Source organism: Otoolea muris (assembly GCF_943193115.1).
GTDB lineage: Bacteria > Bacillota > Clostridia > Lachnospirales > Lachnospiraceae > Otoolea > Otoolea muris.
This window is the reverse complement of the sequence record NZ_CALPCY010000042.1, coordinates 1-26,883: the sequence shown is the minus strand read 5'-3', so window position 1 is coordinate 26,883 and position 26,883 is coordinate 1. Positions and strand designations below refer to the sequence as shown.

Annotated in this window: 26 protein-coding genes and 4 pseudogenes; 22 read left to right on the top strand and 8 right to left on the bottom strand. The window is 53.0% G+C overall.

What is annotated here, in order from left to right; translation table 11 throughout:
• Positions 1–227 precede the first annotated feature (227 nt).
• The 18 genes and pseudogenes from NFS31_RS19675 to NFS31_RS19590 all read left to right on the top strand — a co-directional run bounded on the left by NFS31_RS19675 (position 228) and on the right by NFS31_RS19590 (position 15,369).
• On the top strand, positions 228–425 hold the full coding sequence (locus tag NFS31_RS19675) for a hypothetical protein (protein ID WP_103242568.1): 198 nt from the start codon (positions 228–230) through the stop codon (positions 423–425).
• A 6-nt stretch (positions 426–431) separates the two neighbouring features.
• A complete protein-coding gene (locus NFS31_RS19670) occupies positions 432–2,096 on the top strand; it encodes a recombinase family protein (protein WP_251498983.1) in 1,665 nt (554 codons plus the stop codon).
• A 94-nt stretch (positions 2,097–2,190) separates the two neighbouring features.
• A pseudogene (locus NFS31_RS19665) lies at positions 2,191–2,271 on the top strand (Maff2 family mobile element protein); the annotation flags it as partial.
• Between the two features lie 12 nt (positions 2,272–2,283).
• The gene (locus tag NFS31_RS19660) at positions 2,284–3,150 is read left to right on the top strand and encodes a VirB6/TrbL-like conjugal transfer protein, CD1112 family (protein ID WP_251498981.1); all 867 of its coding nucleotides are present in this window, start codon (positions 2,284–2,286) and stop codon (positions 3,148–3,150) included.
• 53 nt (positions 3,151–3,203) lie between these two features.
• The gene (locus tag NFS31_RS19655) at positions 3,204–3,992 is read left to right on the top strand and encodes a septation protein SpoVG family protein (RefSeq protein ID WP_251498979.1); all 789 of its coding nucleotides are present in this window, start codon (positions 3,204–3,206) and stop codon (positions 3,990–3,992) included.
• A complete protein-coding gene (locus NFS31_RS19650) occupies positions 3,982–4,788 on the top strand; it encodes a DNA-methyltransferase (RefSeq protein WP_251498977.1) in 807 nt (268 codons plus the stop codon). Before NFS31_RS19655 ends, NFS31_RS19650 begins: the two co-directional genes overlap by 11 nt.
• A 2-nt stretch (positions 4,789–4,790) precedes the next feature.
• The gene (locus NFS31_RS19645) at positions 4,791–5,354 is read left to right on the top strand and encodes an MT-A70 family methyltransferase (RefSeq protein ID WP_331482775.1); all 564 of its coding nucleotides are present in this window, start codon (positions 4,791–4,793) and stop codon (positions 5,352–5,354) included.
• A gap of 2 nt (positions 5,355–5,356) precedes the next feature.
• On the top strand, positions 5,357–5,737 hold the full coding sequence (locus NFS31_RS19640; protein WP_251498973.1) for a PrgI family protein: 381 nt from the start codon (positions 5,357–5,359) through the stop codon (positions 5,735–5,737).
• Positions 5,706–8,048 carry a VirB4-like conjugal transfer ATPase, CD1110 family gene (locus NFS31_RS19635; protein ID WP_251498971.1) on the top strand — a complete coding sequence of 781 codons (2,343 nt, stop codon included), beginning with the start codon at positions 5,706–5,708 and terminating at the stop codon, positions 8,046–8,048. The genes NFS31_RS19640 and NFS31_RS19635 overlap by 32 nt, the downstream gene beginning before the upstream one ends.
• Positions 8,029–9,735, top strand: coding sequence for a C40 family peptidase (locus tag NFS31_RS19630; protein ID WP_251498969.1), 1,707 nt, complete (start codon positions 8,029–8,031; stop codon positions 9,733–9,735). Before NFS31_RS19635 ends, NFS31_RS19630 begins: the two co-directional genes overlap by 20 nt.
• A gap of 14 nt (positions 9,736–9,749) precedes the next feature.
• Positions 9,750–10,007 carry a DUF4315 family protein gene (locus NFS31_RS19625; protein WP_120480727.1) on the top strand — a complete coding sequence of 86 codons (258 nt, stop codon included), beginning with the start codon at positions 9,750–9,752 and terminating at the stop codon, positions 10,005–10,007.
• Positions 10,004–10,678 (top strand): CD1107 family mobile element protein, encoded by a 675-nt coding sequence (locus NFS31_RS19620; protein ID WP_251498967.1) that lies wholly within the window; start codon positions 10,004–10,006, stop codon positions 10,676–10,678. The genes NFS31_RS19625 and NFS31_RS19620 overlap by 4 nt, the downstream gene beginning before the upstream one ends.
• A gap of 171 nt (positions 10,679–10,849) precedes the next feature.
• Entirely contained in the window at positions 10,850–11,206 is a 357-nt protein-coding gene (locus NFS31_RS19615) for a cysteine-rich VLP domain-containing protein (RefSeq protein ID WP_251498992.1), read from the top strand.
• A 124-nt stretch (positions 11,207–11,330) separates the two neighbouring features.
• On the top strand, positions 11,331–11,873 hold the full coding sequence (locus NFS31_RS19610; protein WP_251498965.1) for a defense against restriction DarA-related protein: 543 nt from the start codon (positions 11,331–11,333) through the stop codon (positions 11,871–11,873).
• 2 nt (positions 11,874–11,875) lie between these two features.
• Positions 11,876–12,226 carry a plasmid mobilization protein gene (locus tag NFS31_RS19605; RefSeq protein ID WP_251498963.1) on the top strand — a complete coding sequence of 117 codons (351 nt, stop codon included), beginning with the start codon at positions 11,876–11,878 and terminating at the stop codon, positions 12,224–12,226.
• Between the two features lie 172 nt (positions 12,227–12,398).
• Entirely contained in the window at positions 12,399–13,232 is an 834-nt protein-coding gene (locus NFS31_RS19600) for a HEPN domain-containing protein (protein WP_251498961.1), read from the top strand.
• 146 nt (positions 13,233–13,378) lie between these two features.
• Positions 13,379–13,879 (top strand): hypothetical protein, encoded by a 501-nt coding sequence (locus tag NFS31_RS19595; RefSeq protein WP_251498959.1) that lies wholly within the window; start codon positions 13,379–13,381, stop codon positions 13,877–13,879.
• 143 nt (positions 13,880–14,022) lie between these two features.
• On the top strand, positions 14,023–15,369 hold the full coding sequence (locus NFS31_RS19590; RefSeq protein ID WP_251498990.1) for a relaxase/mobilization nuclease domain-containing protein: 1,347 nt from the start codon (positions 14,023–14,025) through the stop codon (positions 15,367–15,369).
• A 187-nt stretch (positions 15,370–15,556) separates the two neighbouring features.
• Here NFS31_RS19590 and NFS31_RS19585 read toward each other — a convergent pair whose 3' ends face one another.
• A complete protein-coding gene (locus NFS31_RS19585) occupies positions 15,557–15,913 on the bottom strand; it encodes a helix-turn-helix domain-containing protein (protein ID WP_251498957.1) in 357 nt (118 codons plus the stop codon).
• Positions 15,914–16,305: 392 nt separating this feature from the next.
• Here NFS31_RS19585 and NFS31_RS19580 point away from each other — a divergent pair, with 392 nt between their 5' ends.
• The 4 genes from NFS31_RS19580 (at position 16,306) to NFS31_RS19565 (ending at position 20,508) form a co-directional block, all read left to right on the top strand.
• Positions 16,306–17,136, top strand: a complete 831-nt coding sequence (locus tag NFS31_RS19580) for a class I SAM-dependent methyltransferase (protein ID WP_006355530.1) — start codon at positions 16,306–16,308, stop codon at positions 17,134–17,136.
• Positions 17,137–17,588: 452 nt separating this feature from the next.
• Positions 17,589–18,011: a sigma factor-like helix-turn-helix DNA-binding protein gene (locus NFS31_RS19575; RefSeq protein WP_251498954.1), complete on the top strand. Its 423-nt coding sequence runs from the start codon at positions 17,589–17,591 to the stop codon at positions 18,009–18,011.
• A gap of 428 nt (positions 18,012–18,439) precedes the next feature.
• A complete protein-coding gene (locus NFS31_RS19570) occupies positions 18,440–18,706 on the top strand; it encodes a DUF6870 family protein (RefSeq protein WP_251498953.1) in 267 nt (88 codons plus the stop codon).
• A gap of 116 nt (positions 18,707–18,822) precedes the next feature.
• Complete coding sequence (locus NFS31_RS19565; protein ID WP_251498951.1) at positions 18,823–20,508, top strand: recombinase family protein; 1,686 nt, start codon at positions 18,823–18,825, stop codon at positions 20,506–20,508.
• 40 nt (positions 20,509–20,548) lie between these two features.
• Here NFS31_RS19565 and NFS31_RS19560 read toward each other — a convergent pair whose 3' ends face one another.
• From NFS31_RS19560 to NFS31_RS19530, 7 genes and pseudogenes are all read right to left on the bottom strand, one after another.
• A complete protein-coding gene (locus NFS31_RS19560; RefSeq protein WP_251498950.1) occupies positions 20,549–21,460 on the bottom strand; it encodes a hypothetical protein in 912 nt (303 codons plus the stop codon).
• A complete protein-coding gene (locus tag NFS31_RS19555; RefSeq protein WP_251498949.1) occupies positions 21,408–21,815 on the bottom strand; it encodes a PrgI family protein in 408 nt (135 codons plus the stop codon). The genes NFS31_RS19560 and NFS31_RS19555 overlap by 53 nt, the downstream gene beginning before the upstream one ends.
• 60 nt (positions 21,816–21,875) lie before the next feature.
• The gene (locus NFS31_RS19550; protein WP_251498948.1) at positions 21,876–22,748 is read right to left on the bottom strand and encodes a VirB6/TrbL-like conjugal transfer protein, CD1112 family; all 873 of its coding nucleotides are present in this window, start codon (positions 22,746–22,748) and stop codon (positions 21,876–21,878) included.
• A 5-nt stretch (positions 22,749–22,753) separates the two neighbouring features.
• Positions 22,754–22,843, bottom strand: a pseudogene (locus tag NFS31_RS19545) (Maff2 family mobile element protein); the annotation flags it as partial.
• 167 nt (positions 22,844–23,010) lie between these two features.
• Positions 23,011–24,885 carry a group II intron reverse transcriptase/maturase gene (gene ltrA / locus NFS31_RS19540; RefSeq protein WP_251498947.1) on the bottom strand — a complete coding sequence of 625 codons (1,875 nt, stop codon included), beginning with the start codon at positions 24,883–24,885 and terminating at the stop codon, positions 23,011–23,013.
• A 762-nt stretch (positions 24,886–25,647) separates the two neighbouring features.
• Positions 25,648–25,776 (bottom strand): annotated as a pseudogene (locus tag NFS31_RS19535) (Maff2 family mobile element protein); the annotation flags it as partial.
• Between the two features lie 268 nt (positions 25,777–26,044).
• A pseudogene (locus NFS31_RS19530) lies at positions 26,045–26,806 on the bottom strand (VirD4-like conjugal transfer protein, CD1115 family); the annotation flags it as partial.
• Between the last annotated feature and the right edge of the window lie 77 nt (positions 26,807–26,883).

The following is a 26,883-nucleotide window of genomic DNA, read 5'->3' as shown; positions in this document are numbered from 1 at the left end:
GCACACTTCGTTGCTATCCCGTTGCCGGGCCGGTTGCCGGGGAAAATCCCGTAACTATCGGCTTTTCTCCCCTTTAACAACCAAAGCAACAGAAAAATAAAAGAAAAAGTATAAAATAACCCAACTGCCAGACAAGGATTCGTTCCAAGGTTTTTTGAAGCCCGTTGCCGGACTTCGTTGCCGACCTTCCCTGTCTGGCTGTTTTCATGTATGGAGGACAACTGCCTATGGCGAAAAATAAAACAGAGATTCATGTCACCACAGTATTTGACGGCGAGCTGGACGCTACGGACGTTTTCGTGAGCCTTATCGCACAGAAGCACAGCAGAAAAATAGATAAAGAATATCTTGCTAAAACACAAGAAATGAGATATAATAAAGACGAGGTTCAATGTGACCGTGTTCCGTCTGGATTGTGCGGGTAAACGGTTATGATGAACACTTTTGAATATGCAGGGATGGACACACTTCTTGCCGGGAGCTTCCGGGCGGCTATCTATTGCAGGCTGTCCAAGGACGACGACCTTGACGGGACGAGTGCCAGCATCGAGAACCAGCGGGATATGCTGGAAAAGTTCTGCCAGAAGCAGGGATGGGAGGTTACGGCAGTCTATCAGGACGATGGCTTTACCGGCTTGAACATGGAACGCCCCGACCTGAAACGGATGTTGAAAGCCATTGAGCGGAAACAGGTAAACCTTGTCATTACAAAGGATTTATCGAGGTTAGGACGGAACTACTTGCAGACCGGGCAGCTTATCGAGGATTTCTTCCCAAGGAACGGCGTGCGCTATATCGCCATGAATGACGGCATCGACACCATGCGGGACAACAACGACATTGCGCCCTTTAAAAATATCCTGAACGAGATGTACAGCAAGGATATTTCCAAGAAAGTCCATTCTTCCTATGTGCTAAAGGCGCAGAAAGGGCAGTTCACCGGCTGTATCGCCCCATTTGGCTACAAGAAAGACCCGGAGGACAAGAATCACCTTCTCATTGACGGGGAAACCGCCCCCGCTGTCCGGCAGATTTTTGGGTGGGCATTGGAAGGGAGAGGCCCCAACTACATCCGGCGCAGGCTGGAGCAGCAAAAAATCCCCTGCCCCACATGGTGGAACCGGAAGCGGGGACACCGGAACATCCGCACCAAATGGGAAAAGAAAGACCCGGAAAACGGGCGGTACGTCTGGGACTTCTCCGTGATTAAGGAAATCCTGATGAACCCCGTCTACACCGGCGCAATCGCTTCCCAAAAGACCGAGTACCGCTTTAAAATCGGCACTATCCGGGATAAGAAGCCGGAGGACTGGATTGTGGTGGAGGGGACGCATGAGCCGCTGGTGGACAAAAAGGACTTTGCGATTGTGCAGGAAAAACTGAAATCCCGCCAGCGACCGGGCAAATCCGGGGAAATCAACCTCTTTGCAGGGCTGATAAAATGCGGGGAGTGCGGAAAGGCTCTCACCATCCGCACCACGCATGAGAAGTTCCCGAAGCGTATTTTCTCCTGCAAGACCTATAATGCCTATGGGAAGCAGCACTGCACACAGCACCGGGTTGAATTTGACACGCTCTATTCTCTTGTGCTGAACAAAATCCGGGAGTGCGCCGCCGCTGCCCTGACAGACAGTGAAGCAGTAGCCGGACGGCTGACCGATACCTGCCATGCCAGGCAGAAAGACCAGCGGGAAGCGATGGAGCGCACCCTTGCCAAAGACGAAGAACGGATTGAAATGCTGGAAAAAATGGTGCTTCGGCTCTATGAGGACATGGTAGCCGGACGAATCACAGAAGCAAACTTCAATCTCCTGCTGGAAAAGACACAGAAGGAACAGGCGGAATTAAAAGCCAAGGTTGAGGAAGGCCGGAAACGCCTTGCCGATGAAATCCGGCTTGCCGTGGACGCAAGGCAGTGGGTGGAATCCATACAGGAATACCGGGACATCAACGAGCTGGACGCTTCCACCTTAAACCGCCTGATTAAAGAAATCGTTGTCCATGAAACCATAGACAGCGACAAGACAAGACACATTTCTATCGAAATTCATTTTAGTCTCAAACCCATACCGGAAGTGGAGCAGGTCACAGGCTGACCGCTCCCCTGTTCCGGGGGATTCTTTAAAAACTCCATATATATTTCTTGACGTGCCGCCGCCCGCCAGAAAGCTGTATTGTTCCTACTAATTGGGGATAACACAGCTCATGGCGGGCGGCGGCATTATCGTCATCGGCACGACCCTCATCCCCCTGCTGTCGGGGCTGTTTTAAGGGCGGCGGCTTATGGACTTTCTCACCGACTGGCTCACGGACTGGCTGAAAGAGCTGCTGATTGGCGGCATCATGGGGAACCTTGAGGGGCTCTTTGATACCGTCAATGCCCAGGTCGGAGAGATTGCGGTGCAGGTAGGGACGACCCCGGCGGCATGGAACGCCGGGGTTTTCTCCCTCATCCGCCAGCTTTCCGAGACGGTGATTTTACCCATCGCCGGGCTGGTGCTGACCTTTGTAGCCACCTATGAGCTCATCCAGATGCTTCTTGAAAAAAACAATATGCACGAAGTGGACGTGGCGAACCTCTACAAATGGATGTTCAAGACCGCGTGCGCGGTGCTGATACTTTCCAACACGTTCAATATCGTGATGGCCGTCTTTGACGTGTCGCAGAGCGTGATTTCCCGCTCTGCCGGACTGATACAGGGCTCCACGGCGGTTTCGCCGGATATGCTGAACAACCTCCAGACCACGCTGGAGGGGATGGATTTGGGGCCGCTTTTAGGGCTGTGGCTCCAGTCCTCCGTCATCGGGCTCACCATGCAGGCGCTGGGCATCATCATTTTCGTGCTGGTGTACGGAAGAATGATAGAAATATATCTGCTGACCAGCCTTGCGCCCATCCCCGTGGCGACCCTCTCCAACCGGGAGGTGGGCGGCATGGGCCAGAACTACTTAAAATCCCTTTTTGCCGTGGGCTTTCAAGGGATGCTGATTTTAGTCTGTGTCGGCATCTATGCGGTGCTGGTGCAGGGTATCGCTACCGGGGGCGACCCCATCGGCGCGATATGGGGAACCGTGGGCTATACGGTGCTCCTCTGCTTCATGCTGTTCAAGACCGGGACAATCGCCCGGAGCATCTTCGGGGCCCACTGATTTAGCGGCACTTCGGGACATTTTGTCCCAAAGTCCGGGAAAGGAGGCCGGATATGCCGAGACGGTACAAGCTGGGCCCGGAGGGTGAAATGCGCCGGGCATGGGGCGGAAAGCTCCCGGAGGAATTTGACCAGCGGGATATGCTGGCGTTCATGGCTGATACGGACTTGCTCTTGGGCGGGACGGTATCAGCGGAAACCCTGTCCGCGATACACGCGGCAGGCTATGACTATATGGGCGGGGCGGTCATACCCCGGCCCGGAAAGGAGGATTTATCTATGGCGAACACACAGACGGCGGTTCAGACCGCTGAAATGGCGGAGGCCGCCCAGGAGGAAATGCGCCGTCTGATTTTCGAGGCCCCTATCGCGGAGCTGGCCAAACACCAGGGCATCAGCGTGGACGAGGCAGTGGCCCTCCGGGTGGAGCAGAACCTTGCCGCCGCCACTATCCCCATCGAGGTGTCGGTGCGGCCCATTGAGCCCCAGGGCAAGCTGATTGGTTTTGCCAGTGTCAACTTCGGCGGCGTGGTGGTGGACGATTTCAAGGTGGTGAACGGGCAGAACGGCATCTTCTTGGGTGCGCCCTCAAAACCCGACCCCACCAGCAGGACGGGCTACCGGGCCACGGTGCGTATCAATGACCGGGGAACCCAGGAGCGGCTGAACGCGGCGGGGGTGGAGGCGTACCATTCGGCGGTTGAAAAGCTGATTGCCCGGGCGGAGGCGGTGCGCCCCGCGCCCATCCGGGAGCAGATGGACAAGGCGGGAAAGGAGGCCGCGCAGAAAAATGCCGCCCGCTCCGCCCCGGCAAAGGGAAAGGAGGGACGGGATGGCAGATAGCTTGGCCTTGGGACAAAATGTCCCAAAGTCCCCGGAGGGCCCGGTGCTGGAGCCCTCCGGCTTGTTTCTGATGGACGGTATCGCGGGCCTGCGCTCCCTCCCGGAGCACTCGGTTGATATGCTTCTGACCGACCCGCCCTACGGCACGACCCGCAACTACTGGGACGTGCCTTTGCCCCTCCCGGAGCTGTGGGAGGCGGTGCGCTGGGCCGTCAAGCCCTCCGGGGCGGTGCTGTTCTTCGCACAGTGCCCCTATGACAAAATCCTCGGCGCGTCCAACCTCTCCATGCTCCGCTATGAATGGGTGTGGTATAAGAGCCGCTGTACGGGATTTCTCAACGCCCGCCGCGCCCCGCTGAAAAAGACGGAGAATATTTTGGTGTTCTATCGGCGGCTCCCCCTCTACAACCCGCAGTTTGAACAGGGCAAGCCCTACAAAAAGATTGCGTCCCAGCGCGACCAGAGCCCCAACTATGGGAAGTTTGTCCGCTCCGGCAGCGGCTCGGAGGACGGGCGGCGGTTCCCGGGGAACCTGCTTTCATTCCAGACCGTGGCCCATACCGTCCACCCCACGCAGAAGCCCGTGGAGCTGTGTGAGTATCTGATAAAGACCTACACCGCCCCCGGCCAGGTGGTGGCGGACATCTGCGCGGGCTCCGGCACGACGGCCATCGCCGCACTGAACACGGGCCGGGAATTTATCTGCTTTGAGACGGCCCCGGCCTTTTACGGCCCGGCCACTGAGCGCATCACCCAGGCGCGGGCGGCTGTGGCCGCTGGCGGAAAGGGGGTGTGACTATCGGTAAATATAACGTGATATACGCCGACCCGCCGTGGCGGTACGCCCAAAAGGGCCTGCAAGGTGCGGCGGAGCGGCACTACCCCACAATGGGGATTGAGGAATTATGCGCGTTGCCCGTGGCGGAATTGGCGGCCCCGGACAGCGTTCTTTTTCTGTGGGCCACGTTCCCCCAGCTCCCGGAGGCCCTGCGGCTCATCAAGGCGTGGGGCTTCCAGTATAAGTCCGTGGGCTTTGTCTGGCTGAAAAAGAACAAAAAGGCGGACAGTTGGTTTTACGGGCTGGGCTTTTGGACGCGGGCCAATGCGGAGGTGTGCCTGCTGGCGACCCGTGGGCATCCCCGGCGAAAGGCCCCCAACGTCCACCAGTTCATCATCTCCCCTATCGAGGGCCACAGCAAAAAGCCGGACGAGGCCCGTGACAAAATCGTGGCCCTTATGGGGGACGTGCCCCGGGTGGAGCTGTTCGCCCGCCAGACGGCCCCCGGCTGGGACGTGTGGGGGAACGAGGTGGAGCCCACCGAGGGACTTCGGGACATTTTGTCCCAAAGGAAAGGAGGCTAAAAATGCCCTATGTGAACGTACCTAACGACCTATCGAAAATCAAGACCAAAATCGCTTTCAATCTGACAAAACGCCAGCTTGTGTGTTTCGGCGGCGCGGCCCTTGTGGGAGTCCCCTCCTACCTGCTGGCCCGGAGCTCGTTTGGGAACACGGCGGCGCTTTTTTTGATGCTGGGCATCATGCTCCCGGCGTTTCTGCTGGCAATGTACGAGAAAGACGGCCTGCCGCTGGAAAAGGTGGTAAAGAACATCATCCGGGCCAAGTACCTGCGGCCCGGCGTGAGGCCCTACAAGACCGGGAATATCTACGCGCCCTTTACCGGGCAGGACGGGGCGGGAAAGGAGGCAGTGAATGGAAAACCGAACAAGCAGGCGAAAAAATAAGGCGGCGTTGTCCGCCCAGCAGTCCATCCCCTATGTGGCGATGCACCCGGACGGGGTGTGCCAGCTCCCCGGCGGGCTCTACACAAAGACCGTGGAATATGAGGACATCAACTACTCCGTGGCATCCACCGAGGATCAGTCCGCGATTTTCAGCGGGTGGAGCGCGTTCCTCAACTACTTCGACAGCGCGCTCCCCGTCCAGCTCTCCTTTATCAACCGCCGCTCCCACTCCACCAGCCGCTACCATGTGAACATCCCCGCCCAGGCGGACGATTTTGACAGCATCCGGGGCGAGTTCGTGGGGATGCTGAAACGCCAGATTGCCCGGAGCAACAACGGGATTGAACGCTCCAAATATATCACCTTTGGCGTGCCCGCCGAGGGGATTGCCGCCGCCCGCCCCCGGCTTGACCGGGTGGAGGCGGACGTGATGGGCAACCTCCACCGGCTGGGCGTTCCCTCGGCCCCGCTGGACGGGCGGGAGCGGCTGGCTCTCCTGCATGGGCAGATGCACCCCGGACGGCGGGAGCCGTTCCGCTTTAGCTGGGCGGATATTTCCAGAACGGGCATGGGCACAAAGGACTTCATCACCCCCAGCGGCGGCTTTGACTTTAGGGGCTCCCGGTTCTTCCGGGTGGGCGGCTTTTGGGGCGCGGCGTCCTATCTTCAGATTTTGGCGTCCGAGCTTTCTGACCGCCTTTTGCGGGAAATTCTGGAGCTGGACGCGGAGCTCACCGTCACCATGCACATCCGGACCGTTGACCAGTTAAAGGCGATAAAGACCATCAAGGGGAAAATCTCGGACATTGACAAGATGAAAGTGGAGGAGCAGAAAAAAGCCGTCCGCGCCGGGTACGACATGGATATTCTTCCCCCCGACCTGATCACCTTTTCCAAGGACGCGGCGGAGCTCTTGGGGGATTTGCAGTCCCGGAATGAGCGGATGTTCCTTTTGACGTTTACCGTCATCAACCTCGCCCCCACCCGCCAGCGGCTGGAAAATGACGTGTTCACCGTCTCCGGCATCGCGCAGAAATACAACTGCGCCTTAAAGCGGCTGGACTGGCAGCAGGAACAGGGCTTTATGTCCTCGCTGGCCCTCGGCTATAACGAGGTGCAGATACAGCGGGGCATGACCACCAGCTCCACCGCGATTTTCATTCCCTTTATGACCCGGGAGCTCCGTATGGGCGGGCAGGCCCTCTACTACGGCATGAACGCCCTTTCCCACAATGTCATCATGGCAGACCGGAAAAAGCTGAAATCCGCAAATGGGATGTACCTCGGCTCCACAGGCTCCGGCAAGAGCTTTGCCGCCAAGCGGGAATTGATAAACGTCTTTCTTGCCACAAGTGACCGCATCGTTATCGTTGACCCGATGGGGGAATATTCCCCGCTGGTGCGGCGGCTGGGCGGGCAGGTGATAGAGATCGCCCCGGACAGCCCCCACCATATCAACCCGATGGATATTCAGATGGGGCTTAATGACGAGGACAGCCCCCTTTCCATGAAAGCGGATTTTCTTCTTTCGCTGTGCGAGCTGGTGGTGGGTGGCAAGGACGGACTGCAACCTATCGAAAAGACCGTGATTGACCGCTGTGTGCGGCTGGTGTACCGGGAGCTTGCGCTGGGGCTGGAGGGCGCAAAGATGCCCTTGCTCCAGGACTTGTACGAGGAGCTCTTGAAACAGCCGGAGCCGGAGGCAAAGCGCGTGGCGACTGCCCTTGAGCTCTACTGTACGGGCTCCCTTAACCTTTTCAACCACCCGACCAACGTGGACTTGAGCTCCCGGGTGGTGTGCATCGTGCTGAAAGGGCTGGGGGAGAACCTCCGCAAGATTGCGATGCACGTCACCAACGAGTTTGTCACCTCGGCGGTGCATACCAACTACCAGAACGGGGCGGCGACATGGTGCTACTTTGACGAGTTCCACATCCTCCTGCGCGACCCGCTGACCGCCAGCTATTTTGTGGCGGTGTGGAAGATGCTCCGCAAAAAGGGCTGTGTGCCCTCGGCCCTCACCCAGAACGTGAAAGACCTTTTGGCCAGCCGGGAGATTGAGAACATACTGGATAACACCGACTTCCTCGTCCTGCTCTCCCAGGCCCAGAGTGACCGGGCCATCATCGCAAAACAGCTCGGCATTTCCGAGCACCAGCTTTCCTATATCACCCACAGCAACAGCGGCGAGGGCCTGCTGTTCTATGGGAATGTGACGATACCCTTTGTTGACCGTTTCCCCAAGGGGGAGATTTACAACCTGCTCACCACCCGCCCGGAGGACATAGCCAATGACCAGAGGAACGAATAGCGCCGGGCCCGCCGGGGACAAAGGCACTTCGGGACAAAATGTCCCAAAGTCCCCCAAGGGGCCCAAAACCAGAAAATCGAAATTCCGCATGGAAAGCGAACAAGAGAAAATCAGCAAGTCCAAGCTCCGCATGGAGACGCGGGAGGACAAGCTGAACCGGGCCCGGAAGAAGCTGGAGGGCAAAAAGCCGCCAAAACCCAGGGGCCCGGTGCGCCGGGCGCTGGGGGCCGCCGGGTGGAGCGCACACGGTTTTGTGCATGGCAAGGTTTATGAGGTGGAGCATGAAAACGTGGGAACCGAGGGGGCCCACCGCTCCGAGCTTTTGGGCGAGGCCGCCCTCCGGCATGGGACGCGGTATGCGAAAAAGCGCATCCGGGAGCACCCGGCCCGGGCTGTCCATAAGGCCGAGGCGCAGTACATCAAGGCCCGGGCGGACTACCAGTTCCGCATGGCCGCCCAGGAGAACCCAGAGCTTGCAAAAAACGCCGTCACCCGCTACTGGCACAAGCAAAAGCTGAAAAAGCAGTACGCCAAACAAGCGCGGCAGGCGGCGAAACAGACCGCGAAACAAGGGGCCAAGGCCGCCGGGAAAACCGCCGCCGCCACGGAAAAGCTGGCGGAGCGGGCCGTGGCTTTCGTGAAACGGCATCCCGTGGGGGCGCTTATCGCGCTGGCCTGCGTGGTGCTCGTTTTATCCCTCCAGTCCTGCGCGTCCTCCCTTATCACTTTGGGGAACGCCGCCGCAGGCGCGGTTGGGGCCACCACCTACCCCGCCCAGGATGGGGATATGCTGGGGGCCGAGGCCGCTTATTGTTCGCTGGAGGCGGAGCTCCGGCATTATCTCGATACCTACGAAAGCACACACGACTATGACGAGTACCATTTTGATTTGGACACTATTGAGCACGACCCCTATGTGTTGATTTCCTTATTGAGCGCATGGCATGAGGGCGAGTGGACGCTGGCGGATGTCCAGCCTACGTTGCGGATGCTCTTTGACCGCCAGTACACGCTGACAGAGAACGTGGTAAAGGAGCGGCGGTACTACATCGAAACGGATACATGGACGGACGAGGACGGCAATACCCACACTGACAGCTACCGGGTGTATTACGATTACTACATCTGCACTGTGACACTGGATAACTTCAACCTTTCCCATCTTCCTATCTATATCATGGGGGAGGAAAAGGTTTCCCGGTATTCCCTCTACATGGCAACGCTGGGGAACCGCCCCGACCTCTTTCCCGGCTCGTCCTATGTGGGGAAATACACCAGCCCGCCGGAAGGCTACGAAGTGCCGGGGGAATATCTGGACGATGAAACATTCGCGGCGATGCTCTCCGAGGCCGAGAAATACCTCGGTTATCCCTATGTATGGGGCGGGAGCTCCCCGGCCACGTCCTTTGACTGCTCCGGCTTTGTTTCGTGGGTAGTCAATCATTCCGGCTGGAACGTGGGGCGGCTGGGGGCCCAGGGGCTCTACAACATCTGCACCCGCACCAGCTCCCCCCGCCCCGGAGATTTGGTTTTTTTCAAGGGAACCTATGACACCCCGGGAGTCTCCCACTGTGGCATCTATGTGGGGGACGGGATGATGCTGCACTGTGGCGACCCTATCAGCTACGCCAACTTAAACAGCAGCTACTGGCAGGCCCACTTCTACGCCTACGGGCGTTTACCATGAAAAGGAGGTTTTCAATGGCGATTAGCAAGAGCGCAAAAATCATGGCCGAGATAGAAAAGGTCAAGGCCAAAATCAGCGACCAGCAGGCCCGGCTGAAAGAGCTGGAACAGAAACACAAGGAGGCCGAGAACGAGGAAATCGTGGACATCGTGCGGGGCATGAGCATTTCCCTTGAGGAGCTCCCGCTGGTGCTCCAGCGCATCAAGGCCGGGGACACTTTGGGACAAAATGTCCCGAAGTCCGCTGGGCCGGAAAAGGAGGACGCGGAATGAAAGGAAAAAAATATCGTGTAGTGGCGGCGGCTCTGTGCGCCGCTTTTTTGCTGTGCGGCATCACCACCACGGCCTACGCCGGGGGCGGCGAGGAATGGGAGGACGGTACGGGCGGCCCGGAGTGGGAGGGGCTTGACCCCGTGGAGCCCCCGGCCACCCCGGAGCCGGAACCCGAGCCCAACCCATTCACCCCGGACGGCCAGGGGACGATGGTGGATAACGCCACCGACCAGGACGGCAAGGAATTTTTCACCATCATGGCGGCAGACGAGTCCGTGTTCTATCTGGTGATTGACCGCCAGCGGGAGACGGAAAATGTGTACTTTCTGAACGCCGTCACCGTGGCCGATTTAATGGCCCTTGCGGAGCCCTCCCCGGAGGCTGTCCCCGAACCGCTCCCGGAGCCGGAGCCCGAACCTGCTACCGAGCCGGAGCCGGAGCCCGAGCCGGAAAAATCCGGCGGGGCGGGGACGCTCCTGCTGGTGCTGGCGGTGCTGGCCCTCGGCGGCGGGGCCGGGTGGTACTTCAAGATTTACCGCCCCAAACAGCAGGCCGCCGCTCCCAGCGAGGATTTTGAAGAGGCCGTGGAATACGGCGAGGACTATGGCGGCGGTGAGTATGACGACCTCCCCCCGTGGGATGAGGAAGAAGAAAAGGAGGACGGAGAATGAATTTCACATCGAACCCTTTGGAACGGGAAATGAAACGCCGCCCACGGCCCCGGGCTCCCCGCCCGGAACAGCCCCGGGAGGGCTCCCGGTGCTGTGGCTGTCCCTACTGGCGCGGCATCCCCTGCGGCTCCTGCTTTCAGAGCCTTTTGAAAAAACCGGACGGGAGGTGATATTTTGCGCGAGCTGACCCGTGAGGAAAAGGCCGCTATCCGCTCCCTTGTAGTGAAATGGTGCGCCAACTATGACCGGGAATATGGCTGTCTGCCCCTTGACTGCGAGTGCTATATGCTGGGGAAGTGCTGGACGGGGGCTTACTGCCGCTACTTCCGGGAGGCGGTGCTCCCCTTAAATCCCGCGCTGGAGGCCGCGCTGACTGACGGCCCGGCCCCCGGCCTGCGGCCCTGCGCCGTCTGCGGGCGGCCCTTTGCGCCGGAGGGAAAAAGGGCGTTCTGTTCGGCGGCCTGCGCCGAAAATGCGCGGCGGAAACGCCAGCGCGGCTATATGCGGAAAAGGCGGCTGGACTGTTAGCTTTTGCCGCTTGAAAACCCGCTTGTATCAAGGCTTTCCGGGCGCGGTTCATGGGGGCCCGGTATGTTTCTATGTCCGGCCCCCGTTTCCCGGCCCAAAAGCTAACATCTGAGAGGAGGTAACTTTGGAAAAAGCGCAGGAATACAAGTATTATTCTACCCAGCGGCCCGTGGACATCGGCACGTTCCCCAATGGCAAGGAAAACCCGCCCATCCGGATCGAAAACTACGAGGGCCGGATTTGGGTGGAGCATGATACCCGGCTTGCATGGGGCGAGCTGGCATATGCCCGGCCGCTCACGGAAAAGGAGCTCTATAACTACGAGCTCAAGCCATCCCGTGATAACCCGGATATGCGGCGGCTGATGGATGCCCAGGCCCAGGTGGTGGGGAAATGGGAGGACGAGGGCCGCGTCCCTGATGGAAAGCGGCTGACATGGTTTTACCCGGATTTTGGGTGCTATGTAGTGAAAGAATTTGTTTCCCCGGAGCGGCTGGCCGAGTGTGCCCGTGGGGTGGAGCTCCAGCAGGAGGCCGCTGGCCGTAAACGGGCCCGGCAGGAAAAACCCCCGATTGCCGCACAACTGCGGGAGGCTGGGAAACTGGCCGGGGAACGGCAGGCCCCCGCCGCGCCCAAACGGAACGCGCCCGACCGGGGCGATAGGTAGGCATGGCCGGAAAAAAGCGCCGCCGCCCCGTCCATCTTCATGTGATGGTATCCGAGGAAGAGCAGGCGCTTATCCGGGAACGCATGGCCCAGGCGGGCATCCGCAACATGGGCGCGTATATGCGGAGGATGGCCCTCTGCGGCTATGTGCTCCAGATTGACCTTGCCCCCGTCCGGGAGCTGGTGTCTCTCCAGCGGCGGTGCTCAAACAACCTTAATCAAGTGGCTATCCATGCCAACACCTACGGGGGGATTTACCCCGAGGAAATATCGGCCCTCCAGCGGGACTACTCCGCTTTGTGGGGGCCTTTGTCTAATTTGCTGAAACAGCTTTCCGCGCTGGTGGAGCTGTGATTTGCTGAGGAGCGGTGCTGTGCCGCTCCCCGGCTTTTCGTACTTCGGGACATTTTGTCCCAAAGTACAGGTAGATTGTTGGATAAGAATATGATATACTAAATCTCTAATCAAAGAACAAATCAAAAAATGCTCTTTGATTTTGAATCAATTCGGTGGAAGAGGTAAATATATGGGGATTATTGGAATAGGAAAAGAAACGTATTTATATGTCAATGGCATTTCATGTTCTCACGAAATAAATTTGCGAAAAGACGTTACACTTATACCTGTTGATTCAAAAATGAAATTTGATATAGTTTCAAAGTTAATTAAAAACGACATTGATTTTTCTGTCGCTGTTTTGAGTTCTGAAACATTATCCTCCCAACTGAGAATAACTTCTTCTGATGCTGAACAATTAGCAGTAGCGACTTGGAATGCACAATGGGATTGCATCTTGTTGGGAGCACTTTTTAATTGTGAAGTTATGAGCAATCTACAATCTGATAAACCCGTTAATACGCAAGAAAAAGCAACGTACATAAATATTACAAACTATGCGTTTCATGCGTTGTTGAGGGAATGTTATAATCTCTCTGAAACTGATGAAAAATGGCTTAGCAGCTATTATTGCGTTGCTATGAAACTAATAGAATTTGATACTTACAGAACGGCGGTTCATGCTTTGGCAAGCTATCGATGGCACTCAATGCCGCGTGTTCAACTGGCAATTTTATGGTCTGGAATTGAATCCTTATTTAATGTTAGCACTGAAGTTAGTTTTAGAGTAAGTCTTTATATTGCGCGGTTCTTAGCTGGTCATGATGATATAAAGGCGAATGAGGTATTCAAAAAAGTTAAAAAACTCTATAATATGCGTTCATCTGCAGTACATGGAAATAAGATGAAAGAGGATATTTCCTCATTTGTCACTGAATCTGCTGTATTGCTTAATCAGTTAATTATACATTGTGCAGAAATAGGAGAATTGCCTAATACAGAAAAACTCATTTTTAATATATAAATTGCAAAATAATTTCCGCTATATTGTTCACGAATATTGGTGGTGTAATGCTTTGGGACATTTCGTCCCAAAGTTATGATTCACTGCAAAGGAAAATATAATATGTTTTTATGAAAATAAAAGTAAAATAGAAAGAAGTGTATAGTATGGTAGAAAATATGTCAATGGTTACTCATCAAATGTTTGAACATGCGTGTGCTTTTGCAGATTGTGCAAGATATTGCCAAATAGAGCCGAACAATATAAAGCACCGAACAAAATCCCATTCTGTATCGGGAATTGTAAATTCCGCTTTTGCTTGTGAAGTATTCCTTAAAACATTACTGGTTTTTCACGGTGTCCCGGTTGAAGAACTAAAGTGTCATGACTTGAAAAGACTATGGGAAAAATTCAAAACAAAGGATGCAAATACTGCATTATCCGTTGAGCTTGGACTGCGTGAATGGTTCAAGTCCCAAAATGCCAATATGTTTGATGAAATGTTAAACGATATTTCAAATGCGTTTGAATATTGGCGATATATTTATGAGAAACAAGAGGGACGCATCAATCTAAACTTTTTAGTGGGTTTTAGAGATTTGTTACGGGAAGTATGTTGCAATCAATTATATGGGAAATCATGGAGCGAGTACGAAAAGGGAGAATAATATAGAGTCATTCATATATGGATGGAATATGACAGCGGGCGCTTTGCCTGCTGCCTTTTTTCATGGCGAGAGGAGGTGCTACCACGGCCACGACCTACATCCGGCCCTACAAGCAGGCAGCGGGACTGAGCGCCGTCCAGACGATGGAGGAGCGGTTTGCCTACGGGCTCAACCCCCAAAAGCTGGGGGCCGTGTCCTCCCACCTTTGCGACCCGGCCACAGCCGCCGCCGAGTTCCTGCTGGTGAAAAGCGAATACCAAGCGGCCACCGCCCGGCCCGTGGAGCGCGGGGCTCTGTTCTTCCAGATACGGCAGGCGTTCCCGCCCGGCGAGGTCACGGCGGAGGAGGCTAACAAGCTGGGCTTTGAAACGGCGATGCGCTGGACGAAAGGCAAATACCAGTTTTTCGTCTGCACTCATACCGACAAGGGCCACATTCACAATCACATCTATTTCAATTCCACGGCCTTTGACTGCTCCCGGAAATTCCATAATTTCCTCGGCTCCAGCTTTGCCCTCCGGCGGCTGTCTGACCGGGTATGTCTGGAACATGATTTGTCCGTGATACAAAATCCCAAACAGCACAGCAAGGGCCGCTTTCTCCACTATGGCCAGTGGGTGGGGGAAAAGCCGCCCTCCGCGCAGCAGCGGGTGCGGCTGGCAATCATCGCGGCTCTTGAAAAAAAGCCCGCCGACTTTGCCGCGTTCCTCCGGCTGATGGAGGAGTCCGGCTTTGCCGTCAAGCGCGGGCGGGGCGGCGTGGTGTCGTTCCTCGCGCCGGGGCAGGACAAGTACACCCGGCTCCGGGCATCCACCCTCGGCGCGGGCTTTGACCCCGAGGACATCCGGGCAGTGATCGCCGGGGAGCGGCCCCTCCCGGAGCTCCCCAAGAACGCGCCGCCCCCGGCCCGGCAGGTGGGGCTTATCATTGACATTCAAAAGCGCATGGCCGAGGGCAAGGGCCCGGCTTATGAACGGTGGGCGAAAGTCTACAACCTAAAGCAGATGGCCGCCGTCCTCCAGTTTTTGCAGGAAAACAATCTCACCGACTATGACGCGCTGGCGGCAAAGACCACGGCGGCGGTTGACCGGGCCCACGCGCTGGCCGGGGAGCTCCAGACCACCGAGGCCGCCCTCTCCAAAGTCTCCGGGCTGATGGGGGCCGTGGTGGACTATGCCAAGGCCCGGCCCGTTTTTGACGGCTACAAGGCGGCCCGGTACTCGAAAAAGTACCTTGCCGAGCATGAGGCGGAGCTTGCCACCTACCGGGCGGCCCGGGCCGCTATGAATGAATTGCTGGGCGGTGAAAAGCTCCCCAAAATGGACGCGCTGAAAAAACAGCGGCGGGAGCTGGCGGATAAGAAAAAGGCCCTCTATGCCGAGTATAGGCAGGCCCAGCGGGATATGCGGGAGGCCGTGGCTGTCAAGGCCAACATCGACCATCTGCTCGGACTGACGGACGGGCGCACTGATAAGGAACAGACGCGATAGCGGCGGTGACGCAGCCAATCTCTTTGGGACATTTTGTCCCAAAGAGCCGGGTTTGGGGAGGCTCCCCAACAAGCATTTTTGCGGGCCTGCGGCCCAGCAAAAATTTCGGAGTGTGGCCACACCCGAATTGCTTGCCGTTTATGCGCTCCCCTATACATGGCGCGAAAAACGGAGGCCGCGCTTTTCCTTACGCTCCCTCCGTTTCTCTGGCTTTTCTGATACCCTCTGCGGCTCCCTCTATGATGATAAGCTCCTTTTCGTCCATTCCGTTCAGCATCCGGTCAATGTGTTTCCGGCGCTCACTCTCGCCGCTCAGCTTGTCCGGGTAGAAAAATTCATCTACGGAAATATCAAAAAGGGTGACGAGTTTGTAAAAGGCGTTGAGGCTGGTATGCTGGCCCCGGTTCTCAATATACATGATGGAGCGCGGGGTGAGGTCTACAAGCTGGGCCAGGTGCTCCTGCGTCCAGCCTTTGGCTTTTCGTCTGCGCTTGATTTCTTGGCCCAGGGCATGACAGTCCAGGCGCTTTTCATATTGGTACATTTTCACATCACCTCTATATTATTTTACATTTCGGGGCGGGATATGAGAACGAAACACAATTTTATTTTTAAGTAGCATTTAATTTCACTTTTTTGGATATACCATTGACAAAAGAAAATCCATCTGATAGAATAAAACAATAAAATTAAAAAAGAAAAGGTGATGAAGTCCGGCACATCAGATGTCACATAATCAGTGGCATGGGCGTGACTGGAAAAGAGTAGATAAAATCAACTAAATAGGTTAAGAAACAACTGTTTTTACAGTTTTGTTTCTGCGCCTACTGTTTGATTTTATTTTACTCTTATCTATCTTTCATCTTTTTAAGGAAGTTAGCCGTAGAGTAAAATCTACGGCTTTTTATTTTGTCCAATTACGAAAGGAGAGCTCGTATGCTAACAGAATTAACACCGCTTTTCAAAAAGCCCCCTCTCTATACTAAAACAGAGATACCTTTTTGGGATGATGAACACATTTCACTACAGATGCTTAACGCCCATCTAAATCCAAACTATGATGGAGCAAGTAGAAAATTGGAGTTTATTGAAAAATCAGTTGATTGGATCAGCAAAATACTTCCCTCAGAACACTATCCATCAGTACTTGACATTGGATGTGGCCCCGGTCTTTATACTGAGCGGTATGCAAAAAAGGGGTATAGGGTTGTAGGTGTTGATTTTTCACACCGTTCTATAAATTATGCTCAGATGAGCGCAAAGAGAAAAGGACTACCTATTGACTATTTTTATCAAGACTATCTGAACTTATCTTTAGATAAAAAATTTGACTTCGCAACAATGATTTACTGCGACTTCGGGGCATTATCGACAAATGACCGAAAACAATTATTGAAAATCATTTACCAACATCTCAAACCCGGCGGAAGGTTTTTGCTGGATGTATTTTCTCTCACCCAGCTTGAAAATTTTCAAGAAAGCCAAACATGGGAAGTCTGTCCTGACGGCGGCTTTTGGTATCCAGAAAACTACATCGCATTAAACAGGGCTTGTAAATACCCCGATAATGTAACACTTCGCCAAACATTGGTTATCGCAAAGAAGAAAGTAAGCAATTACTATTTGTGGGATACTTACTTTTCTAAAAAAGCACTGGAAGAGGAGGCAGTTGGTAGCGGTTTCAAAATATGCGAATATTTTGGTGATGTATCTGGTAGCACATACAGCGAACACAGTTCAACTCTTGCAGTTTTGTTGAAAAAATAATTTGTACTGGCAGTCACCCTGGCGATTAAAAAAAACCGTAAATCGGCAGGGTGATTTGCTATGCCCATTTCAAGTTGTTTTGGCGAGTGACGGTTTTGAAATAACCGTCATTTTTCTTTAATATGGACTGAATTATTTGAGACATGGCGGTATTTAGGAGATGTCGCTATGTTTCTTTCTATATTTGTCCCACTTAACTTGTCAAAAAAAGTTTAGCCCCTCCATCGGGTTACTCTGGCCAGCAACACAAAATTTGCAAGTACATAAAGAACTGCGTCATTTCATGCGCCCGCACAGTACAACGCTGTGCGGGCGTTGTCGTTTCTTGTCGGCTCCACTTTGGGACAAACAGTCCCAAGGTGGAGAGCGGCTCCCCCGGGTGTCGCTCCCCGCCGCCCTCCATATCGTTTCCCGGAAACCCAACCACAAAAAACGATATGGAGGTACATACAATGACTATCATCAACTTGCGCGACTTTTACTACTGGTACACCCAGGATGAATATATTGAGGTTTCTGACGATGTGGCCGAGGCGCTCCGAGCCAGCGTCCGCTATGAGGCGGCCTATACCGAGCGGGCCCGCTACAACAAGGCGTACTATTCCTTGGATGCGGATGACGGCATTGAGTATTCCGCCTGCCTGCACGAGCTCACCCCGGACGAGGTTCTGGAGCTCAAGGAGCGGTTCTGCCGTCTGTGGAACGCGCTGAACAGCCTGCCGGAAACCCAAGGCCGCCGGGTGGACGCTCACTTTATCCTCGGTATGACTTACCGGGAGATTGCCCAGGCCGAGGGCGTGGATAAGAGCGCGGTGCGGCGCTCCGTTCTCTGCGGCATCGCACAGATGAAAAAATATTTGAGAAAAAATCCGTGATTGCCGTCTCCATTTGCTCCATTTTTCTGGTGGTATATGAGAGGAAGTTTTTTCTTCTCCACAACTGAATAGCGGGCGGCCCCGGGTGAACGCGGGGAGCCGGGCGGCGGGTGCGCTGTGACTTCTCCCACGGGAGGACGAGCGACCAACACCACCGCCGCGAGTGGGGAACCTGCCAGCCCCACGGCCACGATCCGCGAGGGACAAGCTGGCCGCTTGCCGCTTGGGGCCGCCGCACAAAACAAGGGAACGCCGGGCCGCTACTCGCTGTCTTTTGACGGGCCAAACATACGGGCCCGGCGCTCCCCATTTCAAACAAGTTCGAGACAAATTGTCCCAAGGTGAGGACAGGCCAAAGGGCGGCACTTTTCGGAGTGCTGCCTTTTAGCGTTTCCCCACCAACCAAAAACGCAAAAGGAGGTTTTGCCGTGAAACTGACCGCACAAGAGCTGGAACAAATGAAAAGCGTGGACATCGGCGCGGTGAGCGCGGATGCGCTGGCTGACGTGAGCGGTATGGCCTTTGACCGCACCCTCCCCCGGGAGGAGCGGCTGGCCCAGTTCGTAAAACGGGCCGTCAATCCCTACTGCTTTAGCGTGGGCGGCGTGGGCGTGAAAATCGAATTTGCCGAGGGCGGCCCCTCCCTGCAGGAGACGCTGACCGCCTTTCTTATCCGGCAAAAGAGCGGGCTGTAACTACTGTTGCGGCCCGTTCCTACTTCGAGACAAACTGTCCCAAAGCATCGACATCCTTGTTGATTGCCCCGGGCAGAGGTATAATATAAGTGTAATGTGATAGGGAAGGAGGAACAATGGCACGAACAAAAAACAGAGGGTATCAGCAGACTTTGGCCCCTACCTATACGGCCCGGCTCTGGAAAATGGGCGGCTACATCCGGCTTTCCCGAGAGGATTTACAGAAAATCAACCGGGGGCTTGACGATAGCAACAGCGTGAAAAACCAGCGCGACATTCTCAATGATTTTCACTTCAACCATGCGGAAGAATTTGAAAGCTACACCGAGTATGTGGATGACGGCCACACGGGAACCGATACGGAGCGCGAAAGTTTCCAGCGGCTCTTGGGGGATGTGATGAGCGGGAAAATCAACTGCGTTGTGGTGAAAGACCTTTCCCGTTTCGCCCGGAATTATAGCGATGCCGGAAGTCTGATTGATAACCTTTTTGTGCAGATGGGCGTCCGCTTTATCAGCTTGGCCGAGGGCGTGGACAGCTACCTAAACCCGGACAGCGTGAACAGCATCATCGTTCCGATAACAAACGTGATGAATGACCAGTATTGTTATCAGACCTCAAAGAAAATCCGGCAGGTTTTTGATTATAAGCGGCGCAACGGCCAGTACATAGGCTCTTTTGCTCCCTACGGCTACATAAAAGACCCCAAAGACAAGCACCAGCTAATCGTTGACCCGGAGGCCGCTGAAACCGTCAAAAAGATATACGAGATGTGCCTGCAAGGTACGGCCAAACTTCAAATTGTGATGTATCTGAATGACCACGGCATACCCAGCCCCACAGCTTACCGAAAGCTAAAGGGCCTGCCCTACTCCCCGGCTATATCGGACGCTCCCATGTGGGGGAACAAGATTATAACGGATATTCTCAGAAATCCTATTTACACCGGGGATTTAGTACAGGGCCGCCGCCGGGTGAAAAGCTACAAGGTACACCAGATTGAGGCTGTGCCAGAGGATGAATGGGTGCGCGTCCCCGATACCCACGAGGCCATCATCACCCACGAAACCTTTGACCGGGTGCAGGAACTTCTGAAACGTGACACCCGGACGGCCCCTAAAAAGCGGGAGCTCCATTTATTCAGCGGCTTTCTGAGGTGCGCTGACTGCGGCAAGGCCGTGACCCGGAGCCAGAGCGGGAAGAATGTTTATTATTCCTGCTCCACTTACAAGAAACGCTCCCGTACAGCCTGCACCATGCACTCTATCAAGCACAACCGTCTGGAGGCCGCCGTTCTGTTCGCTATCCAGTATCAAGTGAGCACCGCCGTTTCCTATTCGGAAATAGTAGCCCATATCAATGCGGCTCCACTGAAAAAAAGTCAATCCCACCGCCTTAACGACCAGATAGCCGCAAAGGAAAAGGAATTGACGAAAATTACCCGCTATAAGCAGTCACTGTATCAAGACTGGAAAGACGGGGAAATCACCCAGCAGGAATACCGGGAAATGAAAGCCGATTATGAACGGCAGGCCGCTGGGCTCTCGGATTTGCTGGCCCGGCTGACGGCTGAACGGAAAGAGCTCTCAAACGGCGTTGACCAGCAGCATCCCGCGCTGGTAGCCTTTGCGAAATATCAGAACATCGAAAAGCTGACCCGCGAAATTCTGATTGAGCTGGTAGACCATATCAAGGTTTACGAAAACGGCAATATCAGTGTTCACTTTAAGTTTGCGGACGAGTTCCGCCGGATTGCCGAGTATATTGAAATCAACACCACTGACACCGCCGAGGCGGGCTGACCCCCGCCAAAGCATAAAATCCTTTTGACAGTGTGTTTTCCTAATAAAACGCAATCTTATGCATGGTGAGTGTAAGATTGTCATCAATATCCAGCAGCTTCTTAACCATCTCGTCCGTAAACTTCGGTGCAATCATGTCAAGGTAAGACACGCTCCCGTAAATGCTGCCGGACTTGAAGCGGCTCGGATAGCGGAAGTCAAACCCCGGCGGCGCAATGTAATCTTTGACCGACTTCCCGGATTCTGACAGCTCCTTAAACGAAAACCGGAAAGGCTCCATTGTACCCTGATTGAAATACTCATGCAGGATACGCAGCCTTTCCTTCCCGTCAAGACCTCTGGCGTTTGTGCCGATATTGTTTAAATTGTGTACCACATCCTTCTCGATATTGCTTAACTTGCTCTTTGCTTCCCTGTACCCGGCGCTTTCCACACCGAAAATCAGATATTTCGATTTGATGATTCCATTGTTGCCCTTTGCCGACTGGTGCTTTAACATCTGCGTGTACTCGTCCCGAATATCGTCAAACGCATCACCCTGTAAGGAAATATCGAACTGCTCTGCAAGAGCCTGCTCGCTGACCTGCCTGTTAAATAAGAACAACTGGAACTTTATGGACGGATCGAAATAGTTAATCAGCTTACTGTATTCTTCCAGAATATCCGCCTGATCCTCCACCTCCAGCAAGTCATAGTTGATGTCGTAAAACTCCACCATTTTCGTGTAATAACTGTCCGCCACCTGACAGATGCCGTCCCGGTACATTTTTTTGAATGTAATGGTTTTCTGTGCGGTGTCCGGCTGCGCCTGCTCTTTGCTGTTCCCGGCAAGCGCACGTTTCAGCTCCGCAAGGCGTTTCTTTTCCGATAAGGTCAGTCCCGCCTTTTCCGGCATCCGCTTATTTTCCTGCGGTTTTGGCTTTGCCGCCCCCGCCTTTTGCTTTTTCTTCAAGGAAACATACCTCCCTCCTGATTTTTTCCCGTTCCTCCAACTGCTTGTAGAGGTTTTCCGATTTATACGGTCTGATTCCCGGCGTGAGTACCTTCTGCCGGAGCATGAAGTATAAAATCTTCTCTGCCGGGAAACCGTCTTTTTCATACATTGCCAAAAAGAAGAATGGCAGCATTGCGCCCACCATGATAAGCGCCGCCCCCTGTGTCCCCAATACCCCTTTGGTAAGGAAGTATAAGGGGATACCCACAAGCGCTGCGCCGGAAAAACAGATAATCTGCCTTCTGGTAAGGTTCAACGCCACTTTTGTCTTGATTCCACTCAGGTCTTTCGGCACTGGTACGGATATTGCCATAGTCTGCTCCTTTCGTGGGCAATGCCCGCCAAACCAGCGGCTTTCACACCTTTGCTGTGTTTAGTGGGCATTGAAAATAGATTTTGATAATGAGCCTGTCTTGAATAAGCTGAAACAGAGGATTACGGTATATGCCGCAACCGACCACAATGCGCTGTGTAAATTGCCCGCTACTGCCACGCTTGCCACAAGCACAGCATAGATCGCCACGCACACCATGATGAAGAACCCCTGAAACGCAAGGGCGACAAGCCCTTTTAAATAGTTTGTCCCGATTGTACCCCATTCCCGGTTGGTAACTGTCGCTGCCGGGATTGGCGCAACTGACACATAAAGGTATATTTCAATCATGCGCCCGTATAGAATGACGGTGATGAGGACGGACATGATTTTCATACATAAGCTGATGACCATAGTTTCCATGCCAAGACCGATAAGCTCCCCTATCCCCATTGTATCAATCTGGTTGTTGAACATGGTGGTAAGGGTAGCCTGTACGTCAAGGCTTGTAGAGCCGGATATGGAAGATGCCGCCTGCGTCACCACATGGCTTCCCACATCAAACACCGCCATGACTATATCAAAGGTCTTGGAAAGCAGCATGACAGCGATACAAGCCTTGAATAAAAAACGGAAAAACAGGCTTGTATCAAAGTCATGCATATTGTTTTTGTCGATTACCATTGTTATCAGCTCATAGATCAGCACAAAACTGATTATCATGCCTGCTATAGGGACTACCACGTTTTCCGATAACGTCCGTATCATGCTGAATATGCCGGAGTCCCAAGTGCTTGGCGTCTTGCTGACCTCCCCCGCAATCGTGCCGACCTTATCATTGACATCGGAAAACATGGTATCAAGGTTGTTAAGCACCCACCCTTGCAGCATCTCCTTTATGAAATCAGTGATTTTGTCTATGATGCCGCCCATTTATCTTATGAAAACAGGCTGGAAAGCTGTGGAATCACCGTCTGCGCCACAATGATAATGCCCCCTCCACTCATAAGCTGCTTGATTCCCTGGCTCTTTGCGCCCGATTGCGATAGGTAAGCCTACAGTTTCAAATGTTTCCGGCTTTTCCCCCGCTTAGCACCGTGCATGCGACTTTCACCGCACACGGCGCCCCATCGAATTTAGAAATTTTACGTTTTAAACATAACTTACACACTTCGTTACAGCATTAAAAGATTGGTTATGCGATTACAGACGTTCCCGCCAGTTTTCGCAGTCTATTCAGTTTTTCCAGTTGCTTTTTGTTCAGTTGGAGTTCCTTTAGGTACTTCTGGATTGTTTCTCCCAAAGTGGCATGGATTAAGATATGTACTGCTTCGGTTACAAGAACAAGGTTGCCATATTCATCTGTACCGCCGTTTTCAAGCGGCACTTTATGGTGACAGCGAATGTCATGAGGCATAAGGTCAATGCCAGTTACGGCACACCTCCCATATTGAGCCGCAAACAGCGAAATCCGATTGTCTGCAAACTCAATCGTTTTATCCAACACAGGGTTTTGCATGAGCCATATCATCGTATCGGTATTGATACCAAGATTTTTATGGATTTCTGCCCGTCCCTCCGATGTATACCGATTGACGGTTTTCTTTTTGTGCTGGGCGTTTCTTGTTTGGACATATCCCATTGGAATGAGAGGGTGTCCGTTTAGAAACCTTAGCTGTTTACTCTTGCCATACCGTTCCTTGATAAATCCACGTTCCAGTTTTCCTTTTGATGTCAATTCCCGCAGTCTGTTTGCCATTTGCAGTTTCAGTCCATAGGACAGCTTTGGAAAATCTACGCTGATGTGTGTTGCCAGACGGTAATAATTGTGCAGTCCGGCAACCACGGAATTGTATTGCTGAATGGCGATGTATTGCGCCCGGTCATCTGCCGGATTCTGTATCGCCCGGATAGCGGCAGATATTTTTCCCTTTGCCTGCTTTATGGCTTTATCGCTCATGTGTGAACAGACCACGTATTTTTTCCCTTTGGGACAGACTTTCATCTTAAATCCCAAAAACTCCGAATACCGCTGTTTTAGATTGATGACTTTAGACTTTTCCGGGCTGATTTCCAGCCCGAGCCGGTCTTTTAACCATAGCCCCGTTGCTTCAAACGCCTTTTCAGCGTCCTGCCGGCTCCGGCAAAAGATTTTGAAGTCGTCAGCGTACCTCACGATGTACATTTCTTTGAGTCTGCTCCGCCTGAGCGCCCAGTAGGTGTGACTTTTAATATCTGTACCGTGGGCGTTCTGCCGGGTTTTGTACTCGTAATGGGTAGGCATTTCCTCCCACTGGGAAGTCACCCACCAGTCAAGCTCATTCAGCACTATGTTGGAGAGCAGTGGCGACAAAATGCCGCCCTGCGGCGTTCCTTTGGTTGGAGTTGTCCTCGTTCCATCTGGAAGTACCACCTGTGCCTTTAACATCTGCTTGACGATACACAACAGCTTTTTGTCCCGGATACCCATTTCCCACATCTGCCTTATCAGCTTGCCGTGGCTTACATTATCAAAGAAACCACGAATATCAATATCCACCGCATAATGCAAGTGCTGTACCTGCATGAGCCGACAGCATTGTGCTATGGCGTGTTCCGTAGAGCGGTTCGGACGGAAGCCGTTGGAACGCTCATGGAACTTTGCTTCACAGATTGGTTCAAGCACTTGTAAAATACATTGCTGCACTATGCGGTCAACAATTGTAGGAATCCCCAGCGGTCTTGTTTTTCCGTTGGGTTTGGGGATTTCCACCCGTTTCACCGGGCGGGGAGTGTACCAACTGAACTGTTTTTGAATAAGACGGACGTATTGTTCCTCACGAAGTGCGGCAAGGTCTTTGATTGTCCGCTTATCCACGCCGGGAGTACCGCTTCCTTTGTTGCCCTTAATTGTCCGATATGCCAGTTTGATGTTTTCCTCACTTGCAATCAGGCGCATGAGGTTCTGAAAGGTCTTGCCGTTCAGGCTGTCAGCATACAGACTGTCAAAGATGCTTTGCAGGTCGTAATACTCCGTATAGCGGATTTTGCTTTGTTTTGGTTTGTGCTTTTGCTGCTCCGAAGTCAACACAGGCACCCACCCCTTTCGGTTAGGATTTTCTTTGTCATACTCGAAGCTGTGTTTGTTATGTTTTCAGTTTTTGTTTCTAAATCCGACTGGTGGCTATCCCTCCACGGGCTTTTTATTCCCGCTTCATAGGTACTGTGCCACCACTTTCGCCAGAATTAAGATAAGTTATAGCGATAGTGGAATATCATAACTGATATACCAGCATTCCCTGCTGGTTTTCGCTTTTCCTTATCAGCGTGACATCAGCCTGCAACAGCCTTATCATTCACGTCCCGGTTTACCACGTTCCAACAATCCTATCATTGAATACTTTTAGGCGCTTCCTCTAAGCCTGTGTCCAATTCAAAGAATCTTACCGCCTGTAACGGTATGTGGACGTTCATAACAACCAATCTTACTAATCCACGGACACCTCAATTTAATGGGGAAATGCCTTTCGACAAATCCAAACGTTTAGACCCGTACATTCGGAAGTACGCCAGTATTTTCATACATTCTCACCATGAGTATCCGACACCCGGCATATAGGTGACGCCGTCCACCTCTGGACAGGTTTCGTGCGGTAAAAAAATCCCGCTTACGGTCACTCTCTGCCGACTTCACCGAGCTTTTGACGGTTAGGCAGTTGCATACCGCCGCCAATCGGAGTATCAGTGTGGGCGTTTCAAGGCGTTACCCTATCATTCCACCCATCGGATTGTCAGTTCTCCTAAGATTTCAGGCTATTTAGCCTTTCGACTTAGTGCGTAACCTTTTCAGTTACGAACGTGTCGCACGATTATCATTTCCGTATCCCTCAAGAAGATTGATGACGCCCCATACGCCCACGCCTGCTCCGATTGCTGTTACGACTGTCTTTAATCCTGTTACCGCTGTTGTAAAAAATGCCATGTTTCTACCTCTTTCTTTCTCAAAAATAATTTTGTCTGGTTTCTGAAAGAGTTTTTTCGTGTAAAATGCCCTGCCTTATGGTAAGATAAAGACAGGGCAATCCTTTAGGAAGAACCCTGCGGGCATCCGGCATATTCAGTTTGGCGATTGGCTATGCCGGACGCTTTGTTTTGTCCTTTCCCAAGTACATTCAAAACTCCGTTTCCGTAACTTTTGGACTTTTTGTCCAGAAGTCCTGTGGCTGGTTTACAAGTTCCCTATTCAGTTGTCATGCTTCAATCACGCCCGCATCCTCCACCTCATCAACGGTGTCATTGTCCCTAACTCTTGCTTTACACAGGTTCTTTACATATTTTTCGATGTCTAAGGCGTTCTTGTCATCAAAATCGGACAGAAGCCGGTACTGCTTGTGCTTTGTGATGTCAAACTTATTGGAGAAGAATGGTCTAACCCCTCTAAGCTGCATGATACATTTTCCACCATCCATAACCGAAATCTCATCCATCGACATCAATTCTTTTCCGGTCTTTTGATAATTTAAACCGTAGGACTGCGACGTACCCCTTGTGTCAGAGGTATTGTAAAGGTCTATCGTTTCCTTACCTAAAATTTCCGCCATCTCTTTTAAGGTGGTCTTTTCCTTCCCTCCGAGGAATAAGGTGGTATCACAATTCCCTTCAATGGTGTCGGCATTGTCCTTATAAATCGCTTTAAGCTGCGACTTTGACTGCAAGATAATGGAAGCTGATATTTCCCGGCTTCGGATTGTGGCAATCAGCTTCTCAAATTTTGGTATTTGCCCGATATTGGCAAACTCATCGAGCAAGCAGCGCACATGGACGGGCAGCCTGCCATGATACACATCGTCCGCCCTGTCACAGAGCAGGTTGAAAAGCTGCGTATACATGATAGACACAATAAAATTGAACGTGTCATCGGTATCGGAGATAATGACAAACAGCGCTGTCTTTTCATCCCCAATCATATCCAGTCCCAACTCGTCATAGCTTGTCAGGTCACGCAGCTCCTTGAATAGCGATAGGTAATCCTTTGATGTTATCTCCGGATTTTCCCCCGCCCTAAACCGGGCGTGAACCTTTCAGCTCA